The organism is Segetibacter koreensis DSM 18137, assembly GCF_000374045.1.
Classification (GTDB): Bacteria; Bacteroidota; Bacteroidia; order Chitinophagales; family Chitinophagaceae; genus Segetibacter; species Segetibacter koreensis.
Genome location: NZ_KB893385.1, coordinates 165478 through 191553 on the forward strand (window position 1 = coordinate 165478; position 26076 = coordinate 191553).

19 protein-coding genes are annotated in these 26076 nt (G+C 37.7%); 5 read left to right on the plus strand and 14 right to left on the minus strand.

The window, feature by feature from the left end; translation table 11 throughout:
- Nucleotides 1–181: 181 nt before the first annotated feature.
- From B154_RS0125855 to gltB, 5 genes are all read right to left on the minus strand, one after another.
- On the minus strand, nucleotides 182–1576 hold the full coding sequence (locus tag B154_RS0125855; protein WP_018617261.1) for an ammonium transporter: 1395 nt from the start codon (nucleotides 1574–1576) through the stop codon (nucleotides 182–184).
- 76 nt (nucleotides 1577–1652) lie between these two features.
- Nucleotides 1653–2711 carry an outer membrane beta-barrel protein gene (locus B154_RS0125860; RefSeq protein WP_018617262.1) on the minus strand — a complete coding sequence of 353 codons (1059 nt, stop codon included), beginning with the start codon at nucleotides 2709–2711 and terminating at the stop codon, nucleotides 1653–1655.
- Between the two features lie 101 nt (nucleotides 2712–2812).
- Complete coding sequence (locus B154_RS0125865) at nucleotides 2813–4198, minus strand: ammonium transporter (RefSeq protein WP_033412739.1); 1386 nt, start codon at nucleotides 4196–4198, stop codon at nucleotides 2813–2815.
- 212 nt (nucleotides 4199–4410) lie between these two features.
- Complete coding sequence (locus B154_RS0125870; protein WP_018617264.1) at nucleotides 4411–5847, minus strand: glutamate synthase subunit beta; 1437 nt, start codon at nucleotides 5845–5847, stop codon at nucleotides 4411–4413.
- A gap of 209 nt (nucleotides 5848–6056) precedes the next feature.
- A complete protein-coding gene (gene gltB, locus B154_RS0125875) occupies nucleotides 6057–10583 on the minus strand; it encodes a glutamate synthase large subunit (RefSeq protein WP_018617265.1) in 4527 nt (1508 codons plus the stop codon).
- A gap of 588 nt (nucleotides 10584–11171) precedes the next feature.
- Here gltB and B154_RS0125880 point away from each other — a divergent pair.
- Nucleotides 11172–12113 (plus strand): helix-turn-helix domain-containing protein, encoded by a 942-nt coding sequence (locus tag B154_RS0125880; protein WP_018617266.1) that lies wholly within the window; start codon nucleotides 11172–11174, stop codon nucleotides 12111–12113.
- A 128-nt stretch (nucleotides 12114–12241) separates the two neighbouring features.
- Here B154_RS0125880 and hemL read toward each other — a convergent pair whose 3' ends face one another.
- The 8 genes from hemL to hemA all read right to left on the minus strand — a co-directional run bounded on the left by hemL (nucleotide 12242) and on the right by hemA (nucleotide 20036).
- Nucleotides 12242–13528, minus strand: a complete 1287-nt coding sequence (gene hemL / locus B154_RS0125885; protein WP_018617267.1) for a glutamate-1-semialdehyde 2,1-aminomutase — start codon at nucleotides 13526–13528, stop codon at nucleotides 12242–12244.
- Between the two features lie 83 nt (nucleotides 13529–13611).
- Nucleotides 13612–14589 (minus strand): porphobilinogen synthase, encoded by a 978-nt coding sequence (gene hemB, locus B154_RS0125890; RefSeq protein ID WP_018617268.1) that lies wholly within the window; start codon nucleotides 14587–14589, stop codon nucleotides 13612–13614.
- Nucleotides 14590–14624: 35 nt separating this feature from the next.
- Nucleotides 14625–14996 carry a four helix bundle protein gene (locus B154_RS0125895; RefSeq protein WP_018617269.1) on the minus strand — a complete coding sequence of 124 codons (372 nt, stop codon included), beginning with the start codon at nucleotides 14994–14996 and terminating at the stop codon, nucleotides 14625–14627.
- Between the two features lie 46 nt (nucleotides 14997–15042).
- On the minus strand, nucleotides 15043–15954 hold the full coding sequence (gene hemF, locus B154_RS0125900; protein ID WP_018617270.1) for an oxygen-dependent coproporphyrinogen oxidase: 912 nt from the start codon (nucleotides 15952–15954) through the stop codon (nucleotides 15043–15045).
- Nucleotides 15955–16084: 130 nt separating this feature from the next.
- A complete protein-coding gene (gene hemE, locus B154_RS0125905) occupies nucleotides 16085–17119 on the minus strand; it encodes a uroporphyrinogen decarboxylase (protein WP_018617271.1) in 1035 nt (344 codons plus the stop codon).
- Nucleotides 17112–17840: a uroporphyrinogen-III synthase gene (locus B154_RS29805; RefSeq protein ID WP_018617272.1), complete on the minus strand. Its 729-nt coding sequence runs from the start codon at nucleotides 17838–17840 to the stop codon at nucleotides 17112–17114. The genes hemE and B154_RS29805 overlap by 8 nt, the downstream gene beginning before the upstream one ends.
- The gene (gene hemC, locus B154_RS0125915; protein ID WP_018617273.1) at nucleotides 17830–18783 is read right to left on the minus strand and encodes a hydroxymethylbilane synthase; all 954 of its coding nucleotides are present in this window, start codon (nucleotides 18781–18783) and stop codon (nucleotides 17830–17832) included. Before hemC ends, B154_RS29805 begins: the two co-directional genes overlap by 11 nt.
- 2 nt (nucleotides 18784–18785) lie before the next feature.
- A complete protein-coding gene (gene hemA / locus B154_RS0125920; RefSeq protein WP_018617274.1) occupies nucleotides 18786–20036 on the minus strand; it encodes a glutamyl-tRNA reductase in 1251 nt (416 codons plus the stop codon).
- 677 nt (nucleotides 20037–20713) lie between these two features.
- Between hemA and hemH the strand changes: the two genes are divergently transcribed.
- The 3 genes from hemH to B154_RS0125935 all read left to right on the plus strand — a co-directional run bounded on the left by hemH (nucleotide 20714) and on the right by B154_RS0125935 (nucleotide 23168).
- Entirely contained in the window at nucleotides 20714–21769 is a 1056-nt protein-coding gene (gene hemH, locus B154_RS29810; RefSeq protein WP_018617275.1) for a ferrochelatase, read from the plus strand.
- A gap of 78 nt (nucleotides 21770–21847) precedes the next feature.
- Nucleotides 21848–22579, plus strand: a complete 732-nt coding sequence (locus B154_RS0125930) for an SIMPL domain-containing protein (protein WP_018617276.1) — start codon at nucleotides 21848–21850, stop codon at nucleotides 22577–22579.
- A 37-nt stretch (nucleotides 22580–22616) separates the two neighbouring features.
- Nucleotides 22617–23168: a CopD family protein gene (locus tag B154_RS0125935; RefSeq protein WP_018617277.1), complete on the plus strand. Its 552-nt coding sequence runs from the start codon at nucleotides 22617–22619 to the stop codon at nucleotides 23166–23168.
- 356 nt (nucleotides 23169–23524) lie between these two features.
- On the opposite strand, the gene B154_RS0125940 is transcribed toward B154_RS0125935, so the two are convergent.
- A complete protein-coding gene (locus B154_RS0125940; RefSeq protein WP_018617278.1) occupies nucleotides 23525–24514 on the minus strand; it encodes an SMP-30/gluconolactonase/LRE family protein in 990 nt (329 codons plus the stop codon).
- 198 nt (nucleotides 24515–24712) lie between these two features.
- Here B154_RS0125940 and eat point away from each other — a divergent pair, with 198 nt between their 5' ends.
- The gene (gene eat, locus B154_RS29815) at nucleotides 24713–26068 is read left to right on the plus strand and encodes an ethanolamine permease (protein ID WP_245542657.1); all 1356 of its coding nucleotides are present in this window, start codon (nucleotides 24713–24715) and stop codon (nucleotides 26066–26068) included.
- Nucleotides 26069–26076 lie beyond the last annotated feature (8 nt).

Below are 26076 nucleotides of genomic sequence, written 5' to 3' on the forward strand. Positions count from 1 at the left end.
TGTATAAGTGAAATAGATATAGATTTCAAACACGCGTACATAAAGGAAGAAACCTTTAAGAAAACCTTCTAAAATTTAAATGATAGCCTACTGATTGCTAGGCAATTTCTAGCTCAACGAAAGTATTTTTATTTTATATAAATTAAATTTTGCTACGCCGTTCTAAAAATAAACCAATCAATCAAAGAGATTCGTCATGTTGAGTTATGTCTAATCCGGTTTGCTCTTCTACGTCAGTCACACGCATCGGATGAATTATGTCGACCAATTTAAAAAGAATAAATCCCATAACGGTAGCAAAAACAACCACTATTATACACCCTAATACCTGGTGTAAGAAAAACTCGGTTCCCCCATATATCAGCCCGTCGTTTCCTGCTGCATTTATTTTTTTATTGGCAAACACACCGGTCATTATCATACCTACAATGCCGCCAATTCCGTGACACGGAAAAACATCTAACGTATCATCTATTGTAGTTTTTCCTTTCCAATGAACAGCCATGTTTGAACAGATGGCGGCTATAAAACCAATAAAGAAACTTTGCGGCACACCGACAAATCCGGCAGCCGGAGTAATTGCAACAAGCCCAACCACGGCACCAATACAAAAACCAAGTGCAGAGGGTTTTCTACCCTTTAATGCATCAAAAAATATCCAGGTAAGACCGGCAACAGCAGACGCAGTATTTGTTGTTGCGAAAGCGCTGACAGCAAGGCTATTTGCTGCCAAGGCTGATCCTGCATTAAATCCAAACCACCCAAACCACAACAAGCCGGTGCCCAATAATACATAAGGCACGCGTGCAGGCTTAGTGTCTTCCCGTCTTATGTGAACTGCCCGCCTTTTTAGAACAATAGCTCCCGCTAATGCTGCACAACCGGCGGAAATATGAACAACAGTGCCTCCTGCAAAATCCAATACACCCATCTTAAACAAAATGCCGTCCGGGTGCCAGGTCCAGTGGGCAAGAGGAGCATAAATAAAAATGCTAAAAAGCAACATAAATAAAACGTAGGAAGTAAACCTAATTCGCTCGGCGGTTGCACCCACAACTAAAGCAGGGGTAATAATTGCGAACTTCATTTGAAACAATGCAAATAACAAAAGCGGGATAGTGGGGCCAAGGGTCCACGGAGCATGAGAGTTGATACCTCGCATAAAGAAAAACTCCGACGGATCTCCAATAAAGCCATGAATAGATTTTCCAAAAGCCAGGCTAAAACCAAATGCTACCCATATTGCACTAATCAATCCGGTAGCAATAAAACTTTGCAACATTGTAGATATGACATTTTTCTTACTCACCATACCTCCATAGAAAAATGATAAACCCGGGGTCATGAGTAATACAAGCGCAGAGGCAATCAGAAGCCAGGCGATGTCAGCAAAATTATATGTTGAAGCACCATCAAAATCTTTAGCCAATGGTATAAAAATCGATATTACAGCAAAAATTGTAACCAGTATAAAAGGTATTGCAGTAACACTTTTTTTCATAGTAGGATGATCGGAATTTTCTGATAAACTGCCTTTGCTTTTCACATAAGTAGTGAGTCGATCAACTTGTTCCATTTTAATAGTTTTTAAGGTTGATTAAAAAATTAAAACATTTTAAAGAAAAATTACAAGGAGTGTCACTTGTCGTTTATTAAAAACTATAAACAGCAGCTACAATAGCTGAAGCTGTACTTTTAGTTACATCACTGTTGTTTTTTCTGAAGATACCTGCAGATGCATTGTCTAACCTAACCTCTGGAATTATAGTAAGATTGCTAACTTTAAAATTCGCAGAAAGGGTGTTTTCAAAAACACTACTTCCAACGCCTACAACCGATTTCTTATCGCTAAAATATTCTGTTCGCAGGGTTAAGCCGAAGAAGGAAGAGGGATCGACGTTAAAATATAGAGCTGATCCCCACCAGCTATCCCCGGATTTTCCGGAAGGTTTACGAAATTGAATTGTTCCATTATAACCAATACTAAATTTATTAGATACGGCTCCGGTTATCACAACATCGCCTTGGTTTAAAGAAACTCCGGGCACAACTTTACCTCCCTGGTAGTTTACATATGCTTTTACTTTATTGTTGCTGGTGGCTGTGCTAAACTGAGCTATTGCAAACTTTGTTGCCGAAGTGGTGGTAGAATAATCTGTAGGGTTAGCTACTCCAACCATTAAGGCGCTTTTACCGCCTAACGAGATATCAGCTTTTAAACCTGTGTGAAAAAACGGTCCATAAGAAAACATGTAAGACATGCTGTAGTTTCTATTTAGGTAAGCATCTACCAATTCATACCCAACATGCGTCGCCCACTTACCCATGGTAAGTTTCAATTTATCTGATACCGCATAAGTAACGAACAATTGCTTCAGGTTAGATAATGAAAATCCTTTATTTCCTGATGCATCGTTGTATGAAAATTCTTCTGCCCTTTTACCAAAACCTAAATCTGCGGTAACAGATGCTTTTCCAAAAGAGTGTTCGGCCTTTAGAGAAGCCATACCAAGTTCGAATGAATTCTGAGAATTGGTAAAGCTTGTAAAATTGTTGTAAGGAGCTTCGGTGGGATTATTAAAATTGTACCGGTAATAAACATCAGCGGAGCCGGATAGTTTAAAGGCAGGCGATGCCTTTGCTGAATCCTGTGAATACGTAGCTAAAAAAGCACTCATAGCTCCACATGTCAACAAAAATTTGTGTAACATTGTGTTTGGGTTTTGGTGATTAAAGAAGAGTACGGCTTTTAAGCTTTTGCCGAAGCTTATTGCACAGCCGTACCTTTTTTTATAATATCCTGCATCTTTTTTTACTCTTCGATCAATTCTTCACGAAGCACGCCATTATTATGAATGAGTAATGTTCCCTGCATATACTTCTCATCGTGCTGGCTTGCATCTAAACCTAATTCTTCTTCTTCAGAAGTCACCCTAAGAGGAAGAATGTAATTGATGAATTTAAATATTGCATAAGAAACTATAAAGCTGTAAGCAACCACAATAGTCAGGGCTTTTAATTGAGTAAGAAGAAAAGAAGAATTACCGTATAATAAACCGTTGGCACCTGCGCTGTTAACAGTAGTAGTTGCAAAAATACCTGTCATAATCATACCCACTATTCCGCCGAGACCGTGACAAGGAAATACATCAAGTGTATCATCCAACCTTGATTTTTGCTTGTAATAAACTGCCGTATTGGAAATAATAGCAGCTACAAAACCTATAAATATACTTTGAGGTATAGCTACAAATCCTGCGGCAGGAGTAATAGCAACCAGGCCAACAACTGCACCGATGCAGAAACCAAGAACAGAAGGTTTTTTTCCACGAACGGCATCAAAAAACATCCATGAAAGACCGGCGGATGCAGCAGCTATATTAGTTGTGGCAAAAGCAGACACTGAAAGAGCATTAGCACCTAAGGCAGAACCGGCATTAAAACCAAACCAGCCAAACCATAATAGTCCTGTTCCAATTAAAACATAAGGAATATTGGCAGGAGGGATTTCTTTATGATCAAGGTGTACCTGTCTGCGCTTTAAAACCAGGGCGCCGGCCAATGCAGCACATCCTGCAGAAATATGAACCACTGTGCCTCCTGCAAAATCAAGAGCACCCATTTTAAATAAAAAACCATCAGGATGCCAGGTCCAGTGCGCTATAGGAGCATACACCAACAAACTAAAAAGTGCAATAAATAATATGTAGGAAGTAAATCTTATTCTTTCCGCAACGGCTCCCACAACAAGACCCGGAGTAATGATGGCAAACATGAGCTGAAATAAGGAAAACAATAGCAAAGGAATAGTAGGGGCCAAACTCCAGGGAGCACCAGATGTAACGCCTTTAAAGAAAAAGTAAGTTGAAGGATTTCCAATTAAACCGTGGACAGAGTCACCAAAACAAAGACTAAAACCTACCACTACCCATAGCACACTTACTACACCTGCTGCCGCTACACTTTTCATCATTGTCGACAGAACATTTTTTCGATGCACCATTCCACCATAAAAAAAGGCTAAACCTGGTGTCATTAAAAATACAAAAGCTGTTGCAACAATAATCCAGGCAATATCAGCAGTATTATATTTTCCCGCGTCGTTAAATGAAGGTAGCGAAGGGATGAAAATAGATGCAATCGCCACAAAACCCAATAATAAAAATGGAATAATTTTTTTAAGATGAAGTTTTTTCATGTCTGCTATTGTATTAATTTGAAATAAAAAAAAGTAAATTTTTACTAAATTAATACTAAATATTTGAAGTAGTAACCGTTTTTTTAAAACTTTCTTGAAAAAAAACATAGATATTTTTATTATTAATATATTCACTCCGTAGTTTCATTAATATTACATTAAAAAAAAAGAGCTGCTTTTCAGCAACTCTTTTTTATAATTATTAGAAAAAATTATTTCGAAAAAACACCGCTCAAATATTCATCTACTCTAGCAGCACATTGTCTTCCCTCATTTATGGCCCAAACTACAAGTGACTGTCCTCTCCGCATATCGCCTGCAGAAAAAATCTTTTCAATATTTGTCTGATAATGTTTGTCATTTGCTTTTACATTACCTCTCTCATCAAGATCAACGCCAAGCTCAATTAATAACCCTTGGTGTTGTGGATGTAAAAATCCCATTGCCAATAATGCTACTTCGCAAGGTATTTCCCGCTCACTACCCGGCACTTCCACAAATTGCGCAGGTCTTCCGTCTTCAGTCAACTTCCATTCAAGATCAACGATTTTTAAAGCTTTTAGGTTTCCGTCTTCATCGCCAATAAATTCTTTTGTAGAAACAGCCCATTTGCGATCTACTCCTTCTTCGTGTGAAGAGGTGGTTTTTAAAACCATTGGATAAGTAGGCCAAGGCATATAATCATTACGGTCCTGGGGAGGTTTGGGCAGCAATTCGAACTGGGTAACAGAAATAGCACCCTGACGGTTAGAGGTTCCGACACAATCACTTCCTGTATCTCCTCCACCAATTACTACAACATTTTTTCCAGTGGCTACAAAATCCTCTCCTATTGGTTTGTTGCTAACTTTCTTATTTTGAAGTTTGAGAAAATCCATTGCAAATGCAACTCCTTTTAAATGCCTTCCCGGAATTTTTAGGTCCCTGGGGATAGTAGAACCACCAGCTAATACAATTGCATGATTGTTTCTTAGCAGATCATTCATATTTACATTTACTCCAACTTCTGCATTACATTTAAATATGACTCCTTCTTCCTCTAACAATTTTATACGCCGTTCCACCACCCATTTTTCAAGTTTGAAATCAGGAATTCCATATCGTAATAATCCTCCAGGCTCATCATCTCTTTCATACACAGTCACAGAATGTCCTGCATAATTCAGTTGGGCTGCTGCTGCAAGTCCTGCAGGACCAGATCCCACAACCGCTACTTTTTTACCGGTTCTTACAATGCCTTTAAATGGCTGAACATATCCTTTTTGAAAAGCAATTTCAATAATATGTTTTTCTATTTCCTCTATTGTTATTGCTGGTTGGTTTATACCAAGCACACAAGAACTCTCACACGGGGCCGGACAAATTCTTCCTGTGAACTCAGGAAAATTATTGGTTGCAGAAAGAATTTCATAAGCTTCTTTCCAATTTCTGCGATAAACGGCATCATTAAAATCAGGTATAAGATTCCCTACAGGACAACCATTATGACAAAATGGAATACCGCAATCCATACAACGAGAAGCTTGTTGATTGAGCCTCTCCTCCTCATAAAGATGTACAAATTCATTAAAATCATGTATTCTCTCTTCTACCGGCCTTTTCTTAGGAAGCTCTCTTGTAAATTCTAAAAAACCTGTTGGTTTTCCCATTATTCGTATTTTACTAATATTAAATTTTTTGCACCAAACCTTTTCTCTCTTATCAACTTTTCTTGCGTCGCACACTTGTACATTGCAACTCACTTGAACTTGTCATGCAAGTATTTTATTTACAAAATACAGATGGTTTTATTAGTTAAATTCTTGGTGCTGTTACAACAAATGATACAACGTTGTTGGTATAAGACTTTTCTGCTTGTTTAAAAATTATTATCAATTTTCACCATTTGCTTATGTTTTGCATCAGCGAGTGCCTTCTTATAATCTTTTGGAAATACTTTAATGAAGTTTTTCAATTGATTGTCAAAATCCTCAAGAACAAACTTTGCAACACTACTATCAGTGTACCTGTAATGATCTTCTATCATAGTTCTCAATTCGGCTGTATCGTCTCCATCTACCGGGTCAAGATCAACCATTTCTTTATTGCAAAGAGTCGAAAAAGCATTTTTTACATCATACACGTATGCAATACCTCCACTCATGCCTGCAGCAAAATTTCTTCCCGTATCTCCCAAAACCACTACGCGGCCACCGGTCATATATTCACATCCATGATCCCCTACACCTTCTACTACTGCATTAACTCCTGAGTTACGAACCCCGAAACGTTCACCGGCTTTACCTCTTATATATGCTGCTCCCGAAGTCGCACCATAGAACGCAACATTTCCGATTATGATATTATCTTCAGGCACAAACGTTGCCTGTTTTGAAGGGTATACTATCAGTTTTGCTCCTGACAATCCTTTTCCAAAGTGGTCATTGGCATCACCTTCTAATTCAAGAGTTACCCCGTTTGTATTAAATGCACCAAAGCTTTGACCTGCGGTACCGGTAAATTTATAGTGAATGGTATCCTCCGGTAAACCTTTAGACCGATACCTTTTTGATATTTCATTGGATACAATAGTTCCTGCAGTTCTGTCTGTATTTATTATTTCAAACGAACCATACACCTTTTCGCCATTTTCCAAAGCAGGTTGCGCTACTTCCAGCAGTTTCCAGTCTAACACATTTTCCAGGCCATGATCCTGTTCCTCCTGTTTGTATAATCCTGTTTCTGCACTTGCAGGTTCTTTATATAATATTTTAGAAACATCCAGTTTTCCATATTTCCAATGGTGCACATCAGTTTTTGCTTCAAGGCAATCTGCCTGGCCAACCATTTCATTAACAGTTCTAAAACCAAGTTCGGCCATTATTTCTCTTAATTCCTGCGTAATAAATTTAAAGAAATTGATGACGTGTTCTGCATCACCGGTAAATCGCTTTCTCAATTCCAGATCTTGTGTGGCAACCCCTACAGGACATGTATTTAGATGACACTTACGCATCATTATACAACCTTCGACAATAAGCGCCGCTGTAGCAATACCCCATTCTTCCGCACCTAACAGCGTTGCTATGGCTACGTCTCTGCCGGTTTTTAACTGGCCGTCTGTTTGCACAACTACGCGGCTACGCAATTTATTCTTTACCAAAGTCTGGTGAGTTTCAGCCAATCCTAATTCCCATGGCAAACCTGCATGTTTTATAGATGTAACAGGTGAAGCACCGGTGCCACCATCGTGCCCAGAAATTAATATAGAGTCTGCCTTAGCCTTAGCAACACCTGCAGCAATAGTACCTACTCCTGCTTTTGATACCAGTTTTACACTTATTCGAGCAGCACGATTAGCATTTTTTAAGTCAAAAATCAACTGCGCCAAATCCTCAATAGAATATATATCGTGATGGGGAGGTGGAGAAATTAAGCCAACACCAGGTGTAGCATGGCGAACTCTTCCGATCCATTCGTCTACTTTATGACCCGGCAATTGTCCGCCTTCTCCCGGCTTAGCCCCCTGTGCCATTTTTATCTGCAGTTCCTCTGCCATTGTAAGGTAATAGCTGGTAACGCCAAACCTCGCGGATGCGACCTGCTTAATAGCAGATCTCAGGGAATCTCCATTGGGAAGAGGATCATATCTTATTTCATCTTCACCGCCTTCACCAGTATTACTTTTACCTCCCAGGCGGTTCATAGCGATAGCAAGAGTAGAATGCGCTTCATGTGAAATAGAGCCGAAACTCATTGCTCCTGTGGCAAATCGCTTGTAGATGTTTTCTGCAGGCTCTACCTCGTCAACTGAAATAGACGGGCGACTGGGTTTAAACTGAAACAAGCTTCTTAGCGTACAAGCTTTCTCACTTTGATCATTTACGTGTTTCGAGTATTTTTTGAAGGTTTTGTAATCATTCATCTTTGTTGAATATTGCAACAAGTGAACAGTTTGAGGATTGAAAAGATGAAATTCGCCATTTTTTCTCCACTCGTACACTCCACCTTCTGCTAACCTTTCAAAAGGTTCAGCTTTCTTTTTAAACGCTACAAAATGTTTCGCTAATGTTTCTTTTGCTATCTCATCTAAACCTATTCCCTCAATACGTGAAGGTGCTCCTGTAAAATATAAATCAACAACTGATTTATTGATACCGATTATTTCAAATATTTGTGCTCCCTGGTATGACTGAAGTGTTGAGATACCCATTTTAGAGAATACCTTCAACAACCCATCATTAACAGCCTTGATATAATTTTTAGCTAACTGCTTATCGTCGAGTTGCGTTTGAATTTTTCCCCTTTCGTTTAAATCGTGAATAGTCGCGAAAGCGAGGTAAGGGTTAATTGCAGTGGCACCAAACCCGATAAGGCAGGCAAAATGATGCACTTCCCAAATATCCCCGGCTTCTACTACAATACCTACCTGGCCACGACACCCTTTGCGAATGAGAAAATGATGAACGGCGGAAATTGCAAGTAAAGATGGAATGGGGGCATGACCAGAGTCTATTGCCCTGTCAGATAAAATAAGTAGTTTATAGCCATCTGCCACAGCATCGAGAGCATAACGGCAAAGCCTGTCAAGCCCTTTTTGCATAGAACCGGGTTTACCATCTGCCCGGAAATATGTCTGTAATGTTTTCCCATGAAACATTCCAGTATCAATACTGCGGATCTTTTCAAGTTGGTGGTTGGTAAGAATTGGCTGATCTAAAGCAACACTATGACAAGCAAGCGGATCTTCAATTAAAAAATTGCCATTACTACCTGCAAAGGTGGCCAAAGACATCACCAATTTCTCCCTGATAGGATCGATGGGTGGATTAGTTACCTGCGCGAAAAGTTGTTTGAAGTAACTGCTTAAATGTTGAGGACGATCACTTAAAATAGCTAATGGCACATCAGTTCCCATCGAACCTATTGGCTCTTTTCCATCTAAAGCCATTGGCGCTATAGTGGTTTCAACATCTTCTGAAGAGTAACCAAAGCTTTTCTGGTATTTAAAAATCTGGTCATGCTCAAGATTAGTAAACAGAACTCTGGGCTCAGGTAGTTCTTCAAGCCTTATTTTATATTTATTCAACCATTCTCCATAAGGTTTTTGAGAACAAATCGTTTTTTTCAGTTCATCATCACTGATAATTCTTCCATTCTCAAGATCTACAACAAACATTTTACCGGGCTGCAATCTCCCTTTTTCTTTTACCAGCGCAGGATCAACAGGAAGAACACCTGTTTCAGAGGCCATAATTACCCTGTCATCATGGGTAACAACATATCTCGAAGGACGTAATCCGTTTCTGTCAAGTGTAGCTCCTATCATTTTACCATCAGTGAAAGAAATAGATGCGGGACCATCCCACGGAGCCATGAAGCTTGCATGAAATTCATAAAATGCCTTTTTTACCGGGTCCATTAATTCATTGCCATCCCAGGCTTCCGGAATTAGCATCATCATTACATGGGGAAGAGAACGGCCGGTCAGGGCAAGTAATTCAATAACGTTATCGAGGCAGGCAGAATCAGACTGGCCGGCTGTTATAACCGGCAATATCATTTCCATTTCTTCTGGCGTAAAATAAGGAGTAGTGAAACCTTTTTCACTGGTTTTTAACCAATTCAGGTTTCCCTGCAAAGTATTTATTTCACCGTTATGAGCCATATACCTGAATGGCTGCGCAAGTTTCCAGGAAGGAAAAGTATTTGTGGCAAATCTCGCATGCACTAAAGCAAAGGCAGATACTACTCTGCGATCGTTAAGATCAGGAAAATAATGTCTTAATTGAGAACTGGTAAACTGACCTTTGTAAATAACAGTTTTATATGAAAGAGACGCGATATAAAAACCGATTTCGTCTTTTTTAACGGAATTATTTATTGTATGGCTTGCGTAGTTACGCAATACAAACAACTTACGTTCAAAATCTTCGGGGTTAGAAATGTTATCAGGACAGGAAATAAAAACCTGCTCCATTTCTGGCTCTACAGATAAAGCTGACTGTCCTATTCCGTCAGGATTTACCGGTACTTTCCGGTAATGCAAAATCTCAAGTCCAAGCTTTTCAGCAGACCTGTTAAAAATATTACGGCACTCTTCTCTTAATGCTACATCTTTTGGGAAAAAAATAACTCCGGCTGCATACCTTCCAAAAGAAGGCAGGTGAACACCGCTTTTTAAACACTCGTCAAAAAAGAACTCATGTGGGGTCTGAATGGTAATACCTGCACCATCACCTGTATTATTTTCGCACCCACAGGCACCACGATGCTCCATATTTTCTAATACAGTAAGAGCATCCGAAACAGTTTGGTGAGATTTATTGTTTTTTATATTAGCTACAAACCCAATTCCACATGAATCTTGTTCGTAGTCGGAAGAGTATAACCCGGTACCTGTCATAAATCGATAAGGTTTAAAAAATAAAAAAATACTGGCTTAAAGTACACTAAACTAATTAGCAATGGCAGGCAATCGTTTTAAAATAGTCGTTAATGAATTATTAGCTCTTTTGTAGCTGGCGGGCATTTTTTTGCCTATCAATCGTTCAAAAAATCATTGTTAATAGCTGCAAAAACCTTCTATTAATAATTTCTTAACTTTTTAATATTCTCTTCCTTAACTCTATTTTATCAAATTTAAAATTGTAATCCGGCTAAAAGCCAATAATATTATTATGCTTTTACAGTTGTAAAAAAACAAAAAAAAACCGGAAACCCTTTACTGTATTGAGTTTCAGGAAAAATAAATTACGATGTCCAAGACCGCATGTTTATTTACACAGAATTCCCATTAATAGAAAAGCAGCATAAAATGGAAAGATAGCAACGGATTTGTAAATAAAAAGTAAATAAAGGTAAATGGAAATTTGATGGCGATTACCTGTAATTTATATATAAGAAGCAAAAAACCGTATAAAATTTAATATGACTTGCTCAAGACATTTACTTTATAGACGCAATAAAGCAAATACATTATTTTTGCGTCTGTATGTTAAATACCCGCGACGTTTTGAAAGTTGCTAATCAAACTACCATTGCCTCTGATATGGATTTGCTTTACCAAAAAGAGCAAAACATTCCAGGGTCTATTGAGTATTCCATTAAGCGTTATTATGCGCATCATCCTGTCACAACGGATGACACCGGTTTGATGGTTTATCATTATCATGTTAATGATCCTAACAAAAACTACCTTGAATTAAAGTACTGCTGCACAGGCAATAGATATTGTGAGGAAAAAAGTTGTACAAAATGCAGTGAATTACCAACAAATAATTGCAGGGGAAAGATATATACTGCAGATGTTTTCACCTTTCATTTTACCCACACATTTCTTAGCCAGTTTACGCAAAATATAAAGCTCAGCAATAGAAAAGATGAAGTTTTAGCCTTTAAGCATCCTTCATCTTTTTCGAAAATTTTCCCTGTTTGCAACCGCAAGCGAATAGTTCTTGACTCTCTGCTTAACCATAGCTATAGTGGCTCACTGGAAAATATATTTGTAAACGCAAAAATTCATGAACTTTTATTATATAGTCTCGAATGCCTGGTAGATGAAAAAGAGGAGGGATTTTCTTGTAAATTTCTTGCGAACGACCTTGACCGTGAAAAGATCTTACATGCCAGGGAAGTACTGTTGCAGCATATTGGGGAGCCAATTACGATCAAAGAATTAAGCAGGAAAGTAGCTATTAATGAATGTTATTTAAAAAAAGGCTTTAAGGAAATTTTTGGCACTACTATTTTTGATTTTTATCAGCAGCAACGAATGGAACATGCGAAGTACCTGTTGTACGAAAAGGGATTAAGTGTAACTGATGTTTCTGCTATTTTAGGTTATTCTTCAATTTCACACTTTTCTACAGCTTTTAAAAAACATACTGGTTTAAAACCTTGCGAATTATTAAGTCCCTACGGCAGTAACAGTTAAGGAATTTATTAAAAGAACTTTTTTGGCGTGTTTAAAAGAACTGGTTACTCAATGATATTCATACCAATAATCAAAAAAATTTAGAAAAGCCGCCGTATATCTGGTTATTATTGCGAGTTATTTTCTAATCAATTTATCGTCTTTAAACTTTCTTCGACAGCCTTAATAGTTTCATCTAAATCTTCGTACGAAAGTGCATTATTTAAAAACCAGCTTTCAAATGCAGATGGAGGTAAATAAATGCCTCTATCGAGCATGGAATGAAAAAATTTATTGAAGATTTTATTATTAGCTGAAGCTGCACTCGTGAAATCAGTAACAGGGTGATCGCTAAAGTGAATACTGATCATAGAACCGAATTGATTAATTATAAAAGGTTGTTCCCATGCTTTTAAAACTTTATCTAACCCGTTTTTGAGGTAAACAGTTTTTTCATTTAATTCTGTATAAATCGATGGGTTTTCTTTTAAAGTTTGTAAAGTAATATACCCTGCTATCATGGCAATTGGGTTACCGCTTAATGTTCCTGCCTGGTATACATTTCCAAGAGGAGCTATATGCTCCATTATTTCGAGTTTACCACCAAATGCACCAACAGGCATACCTCCGCCAATTACTTTTCCATAGGTAACAAGGTCAGCCTTTATACCTAATTTTTCCTGGGCTCCACCCGGCGCCAACCTAAAGCCAGTCATGACTTCATCCATTATTAAAACAATACCTTCTTCATCACATATTTGTCTCAGACCTTCCAGAAATCCCGCTTCAGGTAAAACACATCCCATATTTCCGGCAACTGGCTCAGTAATAATACATGCTACTTCACCTTTGTTTTCTGAAACCAATGCTCTAACCTGTTCCAGGTTATTATATGAAGCGACTAGTGTGTCATTTGCAACACCAGCTGTAATTCCCGGAACCTGCTGAATACTAAAAGTTGCCAGCCCACTACCTGCTTTTACTAAAAAGCTGTCAGCGTGACCATGATAATGACCTTCAAATTTTATAACCTTATTTCTTCCGGTAAATCCCCTGGCTAAACGCAAAGCGCTCATACAAGCTTCGGTTCCGCTACTAACCATTCTTATTAAATCGACGTTTGGCACCATGCTTATAATCAACTCAGCCATCTCAACTTCCAATTTCGTTGGGGCACCATAAGAGGTTGAGTAAGCTGCGTGTTCACAAATTGCATTTACAACAGGTTCATAAGCATGACCTAAAATCATGGGGCCCCATGAAGAAATATAGTCGATATATCTGTTGCCGTCGGCGTCATATAAATATGCACCTTTGGCTTTATCTATAAATATTGGCGTTCCGCCCACGCTTTTAAATGCTCTTACCGGCGAATTTACTCCACCCGGTATACTTTTCTGAGCGCGGTCAAATAGTTGCTTGCTTTGTTCTATCATGATTCATTTTTTGCCATAATGCTCAAAGACGCAGAGTAACACAAAGTTGTCTCCGGGTGTCTTTGAGCACTAACTGTTAGTGGCTAAGAATTTAATAACCTGGCCGCGTCTTTTGCAAAATACGTTGCAATTAAATCTGCGCCTGCTCTTTTAAAACCTGTCAGTGTTTCAATGATTGCTTTTTCTTCATTTATCCAACCCATTTTTGCTGCTGCTTTAATCATTGCGTATTCGCCACTTATATTATAAACGCTTACCGGAACATCAACAGCGTCTTTAACTTCACGAACAATGTCTAGATATGGTAATCCTGGTTTTACCATCACGATATCTGCACCTTCTTCTATGTCCATCAAAGTTTCTTTGATAGCTTCAATTCTATTCGAATAATCCATCTGGTAGGTCTTTTTGTCTCCAAATCCGGGAGCACTGTCAAGAGCATCCCTGAAGGGACCATAAAAGCAAGAGGCAAATTTAGCGCTATAAGCCATAATACCCACTTTATTAAATCCATTTTCTTCCAGGCCTTCCCTGATAGCGCCAATGCGGCCATCCATCATATCGCTCGGAGCTACCATATCTACGCCTGCTTCCGCATGGCTTACGCTCATTTTTACCAAAGCCTCCACTGTAGGGTCATTTACGATTTCTCCATTTTCTACAATTCCATCGTGGCCATATGATGAATAAGGGTCAAGCGCAACATCGGTCATTATGTACATACCAGGAACTGCATCTTTAATAGCCTTGATGCTTCTTTGCATCAATCCTTCTTTGTTCCAGGCTTCCTTACCTGTATTATCTTTTAGTTCATCTTTGCATTTAATAAACAATAACACACTTTTAATACCCAGGCTCCAAAGTTCCTTTACTTCCTTTATAGTTAGGTCTAAACTTCTGCGATAATAGTTAGGCATTGATGCTATTTCCATCTCAACACTTTCTCCTTCATCTATAAACAGTGGCACAATAAAGTCATTGGGAGAAAGTGTTGTTTCTGCAACGAGTGAACGTATTGCAGGAGTTGCTCTTAATATCCTGTTTCTTTTTTGTAAATACATTTTTTGATTTCTGATTTTTGGATGTCTGATTTAATTCAGACATTATTATTGCCTGCTTTATTTGACTTTGCAGTTTTATCAGTTGCTGCAAAAATTGCTGTTAATTCATTTGCTTCGTAGATTAATTTATCCACATCAATTCCTTTCTTCAATTCCGCATCCCTAATTATTTCTAACCAGTAATGACATTCATCCGCCTCTTCCAAAACAATTTCAATTTTATAAATAAAATCTGCCTTCGACTTTGCTCTTACAGTCCCTCTGTAATTTGCTCCTACAGAACCCGCTGCCCTAATTAGTTGCTTAGCTATTTCAAAACCTGCTGCATTTCGCGGTAACTCTTCACAAAGTTTTATTACGTCAATATGAAATCGTTTCGTTCTCTCTTGTAGTGCTTTTCTATCCATATTCCATATTTTTCAAATCCTAACATCTGACATCATAAATCATACATTACACCCAATCTCTTGGATGCAGACAAGCCTGTAATAATTTATCTTCTTCACTTCCCTCCTTTGGATGGTAATTGTATTCAAACCGTACAGTTGGCGGCAAACTCATGAGAATACTTTCAATTCTTCCATTTGTTTTCAGGCCAAATAAAGTACCTCTGTCATGAACTAAATTAAATTCAGTATATCTGCCCCGGCGAATCTCCTGCCAATGCTTGTGCTCAGCATTGAAAGGAATATTTTTTCTTTTTTCAACAATAGGAATGTATGCATCGATAAATGCATAGCCGCATGACCTTGCAAAGTTCATCCAGAAGTGTACATCTTTATCGTCGTCGGGTCTTTTATAATCATAAAAAATTCCGCCAATACCGCGACGCTCTTTATTACGGTGCCAGTTTACAAAGTAGTCATCACACTCTGCTTTGAACTGTGCATAAAAGGAGGTATCAAAATCATCACAGACATTTTTATACGTTTGATGAAAATGTATTGCATCTTCTTCAAACAAGTAGTAAGGGGTAAGGTCTGTACCTCCACCAAACCATCTGTCAATTACTTCTTCTTTCTCATTATACAGTTCAAACATGCGATAATTGGCATGAACTGTGGGCACAAAAGGGTTAAAAGGATGAATGACTAATGAAAGGCCACATGCAAACCAGGTCGCACCCTCAATTTTTAATTGAGTGCGCATTGCAGCAGTTACGTCTCCATAAACAATAGAAGTATTTACACCTCCTTTCTCAAATACATTGCCATTTGCAATCACCCTGGTCTTTCCACCGCCACCTTCAGGCCGGTCCCATGCATCTTCTATAAACTTTGCTTTGCCATCACATTTTTCTAATGCATGACAAATATCATTTTGAAGCTGAAGTATGAAATGAACCCAATTTTCTTTAATACTCATATTTTGTGAGTGTCAATTTTTGTGTTTTTGACGATGCACATTAAATGTGAAATGTTGTATGAGCTTTTATATAAATACAGATTTTATCTCTTAAATACTTAAAATATTCATACTGATAATTCACGAGCCATTATTCATGATTGTACTCCTTCACTGCATCAACAAAAGCTTTTGCATGGTCAACGGGAACATTAGGCATGATACCATGACCAAGGTTAGCAATATATCGTTGAGTGCCGAAGCCGTCAATCATTTCCTTTACACTTCTCTTAATTTCAGGTATCGGAGCAAGCAATTTTGAAGGGTCAAAATTTCCCTGGAGGGTAATGCGGTTACCTGTAAATTGTCTTGCCATTTGAGGTGAAATACACCAATCCAAACCTAATCCCGCGGCGCTGGTTTTACTTAAATCTTCTAAAGCATACCATGTTCCTTTTGGAAAAAGTATGACAGGTGCATCATCTTTTAATGCATCTGCAATCTGAACAAGATAAGGCTGAGCATACATTTTAAAGTCTGCCGGGCTTAAAGCTCCTGCCCAGCTGTCAAACACCTGCACCATATCTGCACCGGCCTTTACCTGTGCTTTTAAATAATTAATAGTTATATCGGTAATCTTTTGTAATAATTGATGTGCAAGTTGCGGCTGGGTATAAGCAAACTGTTTTGCCTTATCCCATGTCTTACTTCCTTTGCCTTCCACCATATAGCATAAAATCGTCCATGGGGCTCCTGCGAATCCAATTAAAGGGACACGCCCATTCAATTCTTTTTTAGTAAGTGATAAAGCATCGGTTACATATTTTAAACTTTCTTCAACACCCTCAGTTATTAAGCAATTGATATCCTCCTGTGTCTTCATCGTCTGTGGTAATGAAGGACCTTTACCCTCTTCCATCAACACTTCTAAACCCATTGCCTGCGGAATGACCAATATGTCTGAAAAAATGATTGCAGCATCCACACCAACCTGGTCAACAGGTTGCAGTGTTATCTCTGTAGCAAGTTCAGGTGTTTGAACCCTGGTAAAGAAATCGTATTTGGCTTTTAACTTAAGATAATCTGGTAGGTAACGACCTGCCTGCCTCATCATCCAAACCGGTACCCGTTCAGTTTTTTCTCCACGAAGTGCTCTTAATACCAGGTCATTTTTAAGTTCAGTCATTGGGTTTATTTGTTTTATCAAAATAGCTTATTGCTATATCTACTAATTTTTCTTTTGAAGGAAAATCTGAAATAATAATTTTGTTATCAGAATTATTTCTAATAGCCTCAGCTGTGGTATTTCCTATAGAAAACAAAACAGTATCCGAAGGAATACTGTTCACTGAAAAGAAACTTTTAACGGCACTTGGACTAAAAAAAAGTATCCCATTATATTCTTTGTCAATTTTTACAGGTATTTCATTCGTTTCATATACCACAATTTCCTTTAGTAAAATGTTTCTTTTCCGCAAATATTCAGGTAATTCATCACGACGCTGGTTGCCGCAAAAGAAAACAACTTCTTTTACATTATTGCTGATAACAGCTTCCGCTAACTCTATTGCATTTCTTCCATTTCCGGCAATGGCTGCTAAATTAAAATAGCTCCTTATTAAAGACTCCGTAGCACCTCCAATGCAGTAGATGTTCCATTGGGGTTGCAATGCGTTACTCTTTTGTAAACTTTCAATTACTGCTTCAGCTGCATTCATACTTGTAAAAATTGCAGTAATTGTTTTGGATGCTAATTCATTAATTTCTTCTGAAATATTTCTATCTATTATATTTCCTGTTTTTATAAACGAAATGCTCTCAATTACAACATGTTTTGTAAGTGCTTCATTTACCAGGGTTTCATCAAGTGGTCGTGTACTTAAAAGAGTAGTAATGTTATCTTTCATGATGAATGCTATCAGCTATTACCTGTCCTCCATTGGCTAAAACTTCAAGTGCTGCTATTTCGCCTAAGTTTGCCGCATCTTTTATGTTAACGGCTTTTTCTACATCTGCTCTTTCACTTCCGTCTACAGCAAAAATATTTCCTTTAAAATAAAGCATTTCATTGTCAATTTCGGCCAACGCACTTATAGGTGTTGAGCATCCGCCAAGCAATTTTCTTAGGAAATCCTTTTCAATTTTTGTGCACAATGCAGTGTTAGCATCGTTAAAAGGTGTACATGCTTCAAGGGAAAAAACATCTTCACCACGACATACTACTACGATTGCGCCTTGTGCCGGAGCAGGTATCATCCAATCAAGCTCTATTGATTTTTCAGGACGTAAATCAATTCTTTCAAGACCTGCGGCTGCGAATATCGCCCCATCCCACTCGCTTTCTGCTACTTTTCGTAACCGCGTATTTACATTCCCTCGTAAATTTTCGACAGTATGATTGGGATAGCGGTTAAGCCATTGAGCTTTTCTGCGAATGCTGCTGGTTGCAATGGAACCTGTAACTTGTAAAGGAGAATTAAGAAAGTTACTATTTAATTGCCATTTTTCAATAAACGCTTCATCTTTATAAACGAAAAGATCTTTATAAGATGCTCTTTTTAAAACCGCTGATTGTACAATTCCTTTTGGCAACTGTGTAGGCACATCTTTCATGCTGTGTACAGCAAGGTCAATGCGATTGTTTAACAAAGCAATGTCAAGACTGCGGGTAAAAATTCCCTGAACGCCAATTTCGTAAAGGGGAGTTTTAAGGTCTATGTCTCCTTCGCTTTTTATGCATACCAATTCTGATGAGTATCCTTGCTGGGAAAGTAATTCTTTTACACGATTTGCCTGCCATACTGCAAGTTGGCTTTCCCGGGTTCCAATTCTTAAAACCTTGCTATCCATGTCTAATTTCTATGTGTAGTTATAAAATCGTTGATGGCTTCAATGTATGAGCACCCGGGCTGGTGCTTGCTACGCATTTTAACAGCCATGTTTTTTATAACTTTTTGTATAGCACTTACGTTAATAGGCGAAACAGAGGTTGTATCAGATGTATAAGTAGTGTAGGAAGATAAATATAATTCGCAACTGTGCATATCATGCAGCTTTTGCTTTACCGCTTTTATAAAAGGAACATTTTTCCGCATGTCATTCCACTCTAAAAATTCGGCAATATGTTCAGAAATGATTGCTTTGGCTTTAGGCACTTCTGCCATGCGTTTTTGCAATGTTTCATCTTTTAATTTTGACAGTTGGTCAACATTCACCAAAGTTACATTCGGCAGTTCCTGCGCTTCCTTTTCCACATTATATGGAATGGATAAGTCTATAATAAGTTTGTCGCCAAAATTTTCTAGATAAGATTTAAGAATAGTAGGTTCATTGCTATTGGTAGCTACCAATATAATGTCAGAAGATTGTATATAAGCAGGCAGTTCATTTATAGTAGCATGTTTAAGACCTAGTTCTGTCGCAAGCTCCTTTGCTTTTTCTTCTGACCTGTTTATTAAAGTTATTTTTTTTGTATGTAAATAGTCAACCAGGTTTTTACATGTGTTGCGCCCAATCTTTCCTATGCCCAGGAGTAAAATATTTTTATTGGCAATCTTGCTTACATTCTTTTTAATATACTGTACTGCTGCAAACGAAACCGAAACTGTTCCACCGCTTAGTGCCGTCTGGTTTTTTACAACTTTAGTAGACTGTATCGCACTGTTTACAAGCCTTTCGGTAAAAGCACTTACAAAGCCTCGTTCTTTTGAAAATTTTACGGCACATTTTATTTGTCCTATTATTTCATAGTCACCCAAAATCTGCGACTCTAAACCTGCGCCCACTTCAAACAAATGCTGAACAGCCTCCACTCCCTGTTTTACGTAACACAACTCTTTAAACGTTTCTTTAGTACCAGTGGTCTGCGAACAGAGGATGTTTATAAGTTGAGAAGCGCTGTCTGCAAATCCATAAATTTCTGTTCTATTGCAGGTAGAAAGAATGAAAAGTTCAGAAAGACCAAAAGAAGGAGCTGTTTCTAAAATACTTGCATATTGTTCACTATCAATAGCAAATTGCCCTCTTACCGCAGCTTCTGTTTTTTTATAATTTATTCCGGCTATAAAAAATTTCGATATATTGTTCTGTTGATTCGCTACCATTAGAGTTCTTAAATTTCGATAGGGCAAAGGTAATTGCAGCAAAAAGAGTGACCGAATTGTTCTGTCATGTATTCGTCATAATAAAACATGATTTTTATCAGTTATCAATTATTTTTATATTTCTAATTATTTATAGAGCTACTTGCAAAACAACAATAATGAGTTACGTCATTATTGTTGTTTTGCAATAATCCTGTTGCAAATGTTTTTAAAACATTGCCTTTTTAAAAAAAATTAAAAAAAAGTGAACTAACGTTTGTTAGTTTAAAATAATTTTGCTTTCTTTGAGCTGCCTTACAACAAAACGCCTCTAACGAATGATTGCTATATAGATTGTTTTTGCTGTATGATATTTTCTACGATTGTTTTTGCTTGTTGAAGTTGCTTTTTGTCATATTGAAATTGCCCTTTCTACGATTGCATATGAAAATTAAAGGGCATCAAGACCAAAATTTCCGCATGGTAGTTATTGCTACCATGCTTTTTTATTTTACAACTTATTGATGGAATAAGCTGCCTAAAAAATAGGGACGCTTTTACAATCGTATTATCTTCGTTGCCACAACTGCTGTTCATTTCTATTATAAATATCTTTTCTTCTAATAATTCTTTATAATCTCTTTTTGAACTTTTCTTTCATTTTCGCCGTTTACATTTGCAACTATATAATAAAAGTTATGGCAAAAAGAGGAATTGTATTATTGAATCTAGGCTCACCGGATTCTACAGAGGTGAAAGATGTAAAAAAATACCTGATGCAATTTTTGATGGATGAAAGAGTTATTGATTATCCGTATATTTTAAGATTGCTACTTGTTGGTGGAATCATTGCTCCATTTCGTGCTCCCAAATCTGCAGAAGCATATAAATCAGTTTGGACCAAAGAAGGCTCACCACTTATTGTACTAACACATCATCTGCAGCAAGCTCTTCAGGCAAGGGTCGAAGAACCAGTAGAAATGGCAATGAGATATGGAAACCCAACAATGGAATCTGCATTTGATAAGTTAATAGAAAGAGAACCGGGTCTTGAAGAAGTAATAGCGATTCCTTTATATCCGCATTATGCAATGTCTTCATACGAGACAGCAGTTGAGCATGCAAAGGCAGTGCATAAAAAGAAAAAGTACACTTTTTCTTTGTCGTTCGTAAAACCATTTTACAACGAACCCCATTACATACACGCACTTACTGAAAGCATAAAACCTTATTTACAGCAGGAGTATGACCAGGTATTGTTTAGCTACCATGGCTTGCCGCAGCGCCACATGAAAAAGGCGGACCCAACAAAGAGTCATTGTTTAAAAGTGGAAAATTGCTGCGAAGTGGCATCACCGGCGCACGCAACATGTTACCGACATCAATGCTGGACGACAACACAATTATTAGCAGCCAACCTAAACATACCGGCAAATAAAGTTGGTTTTTCTTTTCAATCAAGATTAGGACAGGAAGAATGGTTGAAACCATATACTGCGTTGCGTCTGCAGGAGTTACCAAAAGAAGGAGTAAAAAAGCTGGTTATACTTTGCCCGGCCTTTGTAAGCGACTGCCTTGAAACTTTAGAAGAGATCGCAATGGCGGGTAAAGAGAGCTTCCTTCATTCCGGCGGCGAAAGTTTTACTGTAATCCCTTGTTTAAATGTACATCCGCTTTGGGTACAATCACTGGCAACATGGATAAAAGATTTTGCTGAAGGCAGAAAAGAAATGATATTGAAAGAAGTGTTGTAAAATGTTCATTTCAGTTGTCAATGTTTTATAATTTTATCTGAAGATCCGACTTTTAGCACCCATGAAACTACAACTGCCATGAAAATTGTAACAGCTTCTCTTATATTCGGTTTAGCTTTTATTATTGCAGTTTGGATTGCCTCTACTGCAGTGAAATACCGTTCAAAGTCTTCGGAGACAATTGTTGTAACAGGCCTTGCAGAAAAAGATTTTGTGAGTGACCTTATCGTTTGGAACGGCTCTTACTCCCGCAAATCACTCGATTTGAAAACTGCTTACGCAGCTTTAAAACAAGATGAAAATGCAATAAGGAAATATTTGACTGGAAAAGGAATTTCTGATAAAGAAATGGTTTTTTCTTCTGTAGAAATAAATAAAGAATTTAATCCTAAAATAGTTGCAAACGGGCGGCATCTTGGGCAGGAGTTTACAGGTTATAATTTAATTCAGGTAGTAAAAGTTGAATCAGGCAATGTAGATAAAATTGAAAAAATTTCAAGAGAAGTTACGGAATTGATTGAAAGTGGTATAGAATTTAACTCATCACCGCCGGCTTATTACTACTCAAAACTGTCAGATGTAAAAATAGATTTACTAGGTAAAGCTAGCAGCGATGCCAGAGCGCGTGCCGAAACAATTGCTAAGAATGCGGGAAGCAAACTCGCAAGTTTAAGAAAGGCCAATATGGGTGTCTTCCAGATAACTGGCAAGAATAGTAACGAGAATTATAGTTATGGAGGGGCTTTCAACACTTCCCAGAAAAATAAAACCGGTTCTATTACCATCAAAATGGAATTTGCAACAGAGTAAACATTCCACTTTTTTTAAAACACCTTATTTGATTTAGATGTATTTATATATAAAAGCGCTCCATATCATTTTTGTTGTAACCTGGTTTAGCGGTATGTTTTACATGCCGCGACTTTTTATATATAACACTGAGGCAAAAGAAAAGCCAGAGGCTATTCGCAAGGTATTGCACGACCAATTTAGTATAATGATGAAAAGGTTGTGGTATGGTATCACCTGGCCGTCTGCAATTCTTACTTTAGTTTTTGGCTTTATAGTTATGTTTAAAGGTAGTTGGAACAAAGTTTTATTAGAGCCCGAGGGAAGATGGCTATTGGTGAAATTGTGTTTTGTAGCGGGATTATATATATATCATTTCACGCTTCACAAAATTTTTAAACAGGAGGTTGAGGGAAATTTTAAATACACTTCTCAACAACTTAGAATATGGAATGAAGTAGCGACAGTTTTCTTAATCTCTATAGTACTGTTAGCTGTTGTAAAACAAAGTTTGAGTTTTGTATGGGGATTAATTGGCCTAATTGTGTTTATTGTTTTATTAATGAGCGCCATCAGGGTTTACAAACTCATCAGGATGAAAAATAAATAAAAGCAACTTCAACTATTATTATCGGCACCACCTTCAAATAAATAAGTCGACTCATATTATTGATCAGAAGCTACTAATAACATAAACCATACTTTTTATTTAAAATAAGTATGTTTATTATGTGTGGCTATTCAGTTCCTATTTGAGTATCAGATGGCTTACACTAATGATTACCTTTTGCTAATAACTATTAATAAGCTTATAATCTTTTATTACTTCCTTACCCGTCTTTCTCAATTCTAACGCAGTTAGTATAAAAATGAACGGACAGGATTTTTCGTAAGAAGAATACAAGCTAACTTATTTGATTATAACAAAGTCTTCTTACTAATCTTTGTTTAATTAAGTCTTGATTTTTAAAAACCAATTCCCTTTGTTTTGGTTTTTATACGGCAGAGTAAACTGCTTGCGGTTATATATAAAGTGGAGCCATCATCTCCCCATGCACAATTTGCCGCACGTTCAGGAGTTGCTATTTTTCCCAATAATTTACCTTGGGGAGAAATTACCAGCACTCCACCAGGCCCTGTTGCAAAGAGATTACCATGTACATCTGTTTTCAATCCGTCCGGCAAGTCTTGCGGCCGTTCTTTTAGCATCTCACTTGCATCAAAAAATACTTTTCCCTGCCCCAAGGTTCCATCTTGCTTTACAGGAAATGACATGATAACAGGTTTTTTCGCGAGAGACTGAGCCACATACAGAACTTTTTCATCTGGTGAAAAAGCGAGGCCATTTGGTGTCATATTGTCAACAAGAAGTGTAACTACTCCATTTTTAGAAATTCGATATATACCCAGCACTTTAGCTGATGCAGCAGAATCTTTAGGCAGCCCATAAGCAGGATCGGTAAAATAATAATCTCCATTTGATTTTTGTATAATATCATTTGGGCTATTAAAAGCTTTACCACGATAATTATCCGCTAATGTTCTTTTTCCACCGCCAGCTAATGGCATTGTTGATACTCTTCTGTCTCCATGCTCGCATGCAACCAAATATCCCTGTTTGTTTATAGTGAGCCCGTTGCTTCCCGGTTCGTCACTATAAGTCATTCTGCCTGTATAACCTGATGGCTTCAAGAATTCTGAAAGGCCTTCACCTTCTTTCCATTTAAAAATGGTGTTTCTTTTTACGTCGGAGAAAATAAGGTAATTGCTATCTTTTACCCATACAGGTCCTTCAGCCCACACAAAACTGTCTGCAAGAATTTCTATTTTAGCATTTTTATCAATCAGAAGATCAAAATCCGGAGTGAGACTTGTGACTTGCTGAATTGCTGTTTGTTGCGCCCCACAGTGGTACACGGCAGATAGTATTATCAGGATAGAATATACCTTTTTCATAAATCTTCTTTCATTAAAGATATATGTTTTCAAATGTTTGTATAGTTCTTAACCAGCAACAATTTCAATAAGTGGATTTCTGGGAAAAATCTACTTTCTTGTGGCCATTGTTTTTCATTCTCAAAAAACAAAAAACTATTATTTTAGGGTTAATAATTTAAATACCGATATTTAGATTATAAAATTAAAAATCCCTTTTTGTCTTCACCTCACCCAAATTCGCTCAAACGAACTCTTACCGCAACTATGCTCTGGGGGTTAGGCGTAGGATATGTCATATCAGGCATGTACTTTGGCTGGAATCTTGGCCTTGAGCAAGGTGGCACATTGGGTTTAGCTATCGCTACTTTTTTCATCATCATCATGTATGTTACGTTTACCTTCAGTTATACAGAACTTGCTTGTGCTATACCTAAGGCAGGCGGAGCATTTGATTATGCTACGCGTGCACTGGGAAAAGATATTGGCTTTATCACAGGTATGGCCCAAAATATAGAATTCATCTTTGCACCACCTGCCATAGCATTTGCCATCGGAGCGTATTTTAATTTGTTTTTTCCGCAGATTCCAATATTAGCCATTGCCATTTTTGGATATATAATATTTACAGCCTTAAATATATATGGCGTAAAAGCGGCCGCTTTGTTTGAGCTTGTCATTACCATTCTTGCAGTCGCAGAACTGTTATTGTTTGCAGGAATAACGCTTCCTTATATTGAAATAAAAAATTTGCAAAAGAACGCTCTACCGCATGGTTGGTGGGGAGTATTCGCATCCATTCCATTTGCCATCTGGTTTTTTCTGGCTATTGAAGGTGTAGCCAATGTTGCGGAAGAAGCGATAAATCCAAAACGTACCATTTTAATTGGTTTTGGCTCTGCAATACTTACTTTAGTTGTGCTTTGTGTGCTCACGTTCGCAGGTTCTATTGGTGTTGCAGGGTGGGAAGCTATTGTATACAAAGCTGATGGCACTACTTCAGACTCTCCTTTGCCGCTAGCTTTGGGGCATATTGTAGGAAGTAATAATTTATTATATCACCTGCTTATAACAGTTGGATTATTTGGATTGGTAGCATCATTTCATGGAATCATTCTGGCTGCCGGCAGGGCAAGTTTTGAATTTGGGAGGGTACAATTTGCTCCCGCTTTTTTGGGGAAAATTCATTCAAAGTTTCAAACACCTGCTAATGCGCTGCTGGTAAATATGGCTATTGGAATTATTGCATTACTTACAGGAAAAACATCAGAAATAATAACTATTTCTGTTTTTGGTGCATTGACATTGTACATTCTATCAATGGTGGCATTACTACAGTTAAGAAAAAAAGAGCCACTATTAGAACGGCCGTTTAAGGTGCCTTTATACCCGGCATTTCCCATTGTCGCTTTGCTGATTGCTGTTATTTCATTTGTCTCCATCACCATCTTTAACCTAAAACTTGCAGGAATATACTTTTTGATAATTGCGCTTGGCTACACGGGCTTTAAAATATTTAAACACAGTGCCAGAAAGATACCCTTACATTCATTTATCAATAAGGACCAGGTTTAATTTTTAAC

What these genes read in the sequence shown, in the direction of transcription:
- B154_RS0125855 (WP_018617261.1), bottom strand. Translation starts at nt 1,576, where the DNA reads ATGGAACAAGTTGATCGACTCACTACTTATGTGAAAAGCAAAGGCAGT.
- B154_RS0125860 (WP_018617262.1), bottom strand. Translation starts at nt 2,711, where the DNA reads ATGTTACACAAATTTTTGTTGACATGTGGAGCTATGAGTGCTTTTTTA.
- B154_RS0125865 (WP_033412739.1), bottom strand. Translation starts at nt 4,198, where the DNA reads ATGAAAAAACTTCATCTTAAAAAAATTATTCCATTTTTATTATTGGGT.
- B154_RS0125870 (WP_018617264.1), bottom strand. Translation starts at nt 5,847, where the DNA reads ATGGGAAAACCAACAGGTTTTTTAGAATTTACAAGAGAGCTTCCTAAG.
- gltB (WP_018617265.1), bottom strand. Translation starts at nt 10,583, where the DNA reads ATGACAGGTACCGGGTTATACTCTTCCGACTACGAACAAGATTCATGT.
- B154_RS0125880 (WP_018617266.1), top strand. Translation starts at nt 11,172, where the DNA reads ATGTTAAATACCCGCGACGTTTTGAAAGTTGCTAATCAAACTACCATT.
- hemL (WP_018617267.1), bottom strand. Translation starts at nt 13,528, where the DNA reads ATGATAGAACAAAGCAAGCAACTATTTGACCGCGCTCAGAAAAGTATA.
- hemB (WP_018617268.1), bottom strand. Translation starts at nt 14,589, where the DNA reads ATGTATTTACAAAAAAGAAACAGGATATTAAGAGCAACTCCTGCAATA.
- B154_RS0125895 (WP_018617269.1), bottom strand. Translation starts at nt 14,996, where the DNA reads ATGGATAGAAAAGCACTACAAGAGAGAACGAAACGATTTCATATTGAC.
- hemF (WP_018617270.1), bottom strand. Translation starts at nt 15,954, where the DNA reads ATGAGTATTAAAGAAAATTGGGTTCATTTCATACTTCAGCTTCAAAAT.
- hemE (WP_018617271.1), bottom strand. Translation starts at nt 17,119, where the DNA reads ATGACTGAACTTAAAAATGACCTGGTATTAAGAGCACTTCGTGGAGAA.
- B154_RS29805 (WP_018617272.1), bottom strand. Translation starts at nt 17,840, where the DNA reads ATGAAAGATAACATTACTACTCTTTTAAGTACACGACCACTTGATGAA.
- hemC (WP_018617273.1), bottom strand. Translation starts at nt 18,783, where the DNA reads ATGGATAGCAAGGTTTTAAGAATTGGAACCCGGGAAAGCCAACTTGCA.
- hemA (WP_018617274.1), bottom strand. Translation starts at nt 20,036, where the DNA reads ATGGTAGCGAATCAACAGAACAATATATCGAAATTTTTTATAGCCGGA.
- hemH (WP_018617275.1), top strand. Translation starts at nt 20,714, where the DNA reads ATGGCAAAAAGAGGAATTGTATTATTGAATCTAGGCTCACCGGATTCT.
- B154_RS0125930 (WP_018617276.1), top strand. Translation starts at nt 21,848, where the DNA reads ATGAAAATTGTAACAGCTTCTCTTATATTCGGTTTAGCTTTTATTATT.
- B154_RS0125935 (WP_018617277.1), top strand. Translation starts at nt 22,617, where the DNA reads ATGTATTTATATATAAAAGCGCTCCATATCATTTTTGTTGTAACCTGG.
- B154_RS0125940 (WP_018617278.1), bottom strand. Translation starts at nt 24,514, where the DNA reads ATGAAAAAGGTATATTCTATCCTGATAATACTATCTGCCGTGTACCAC.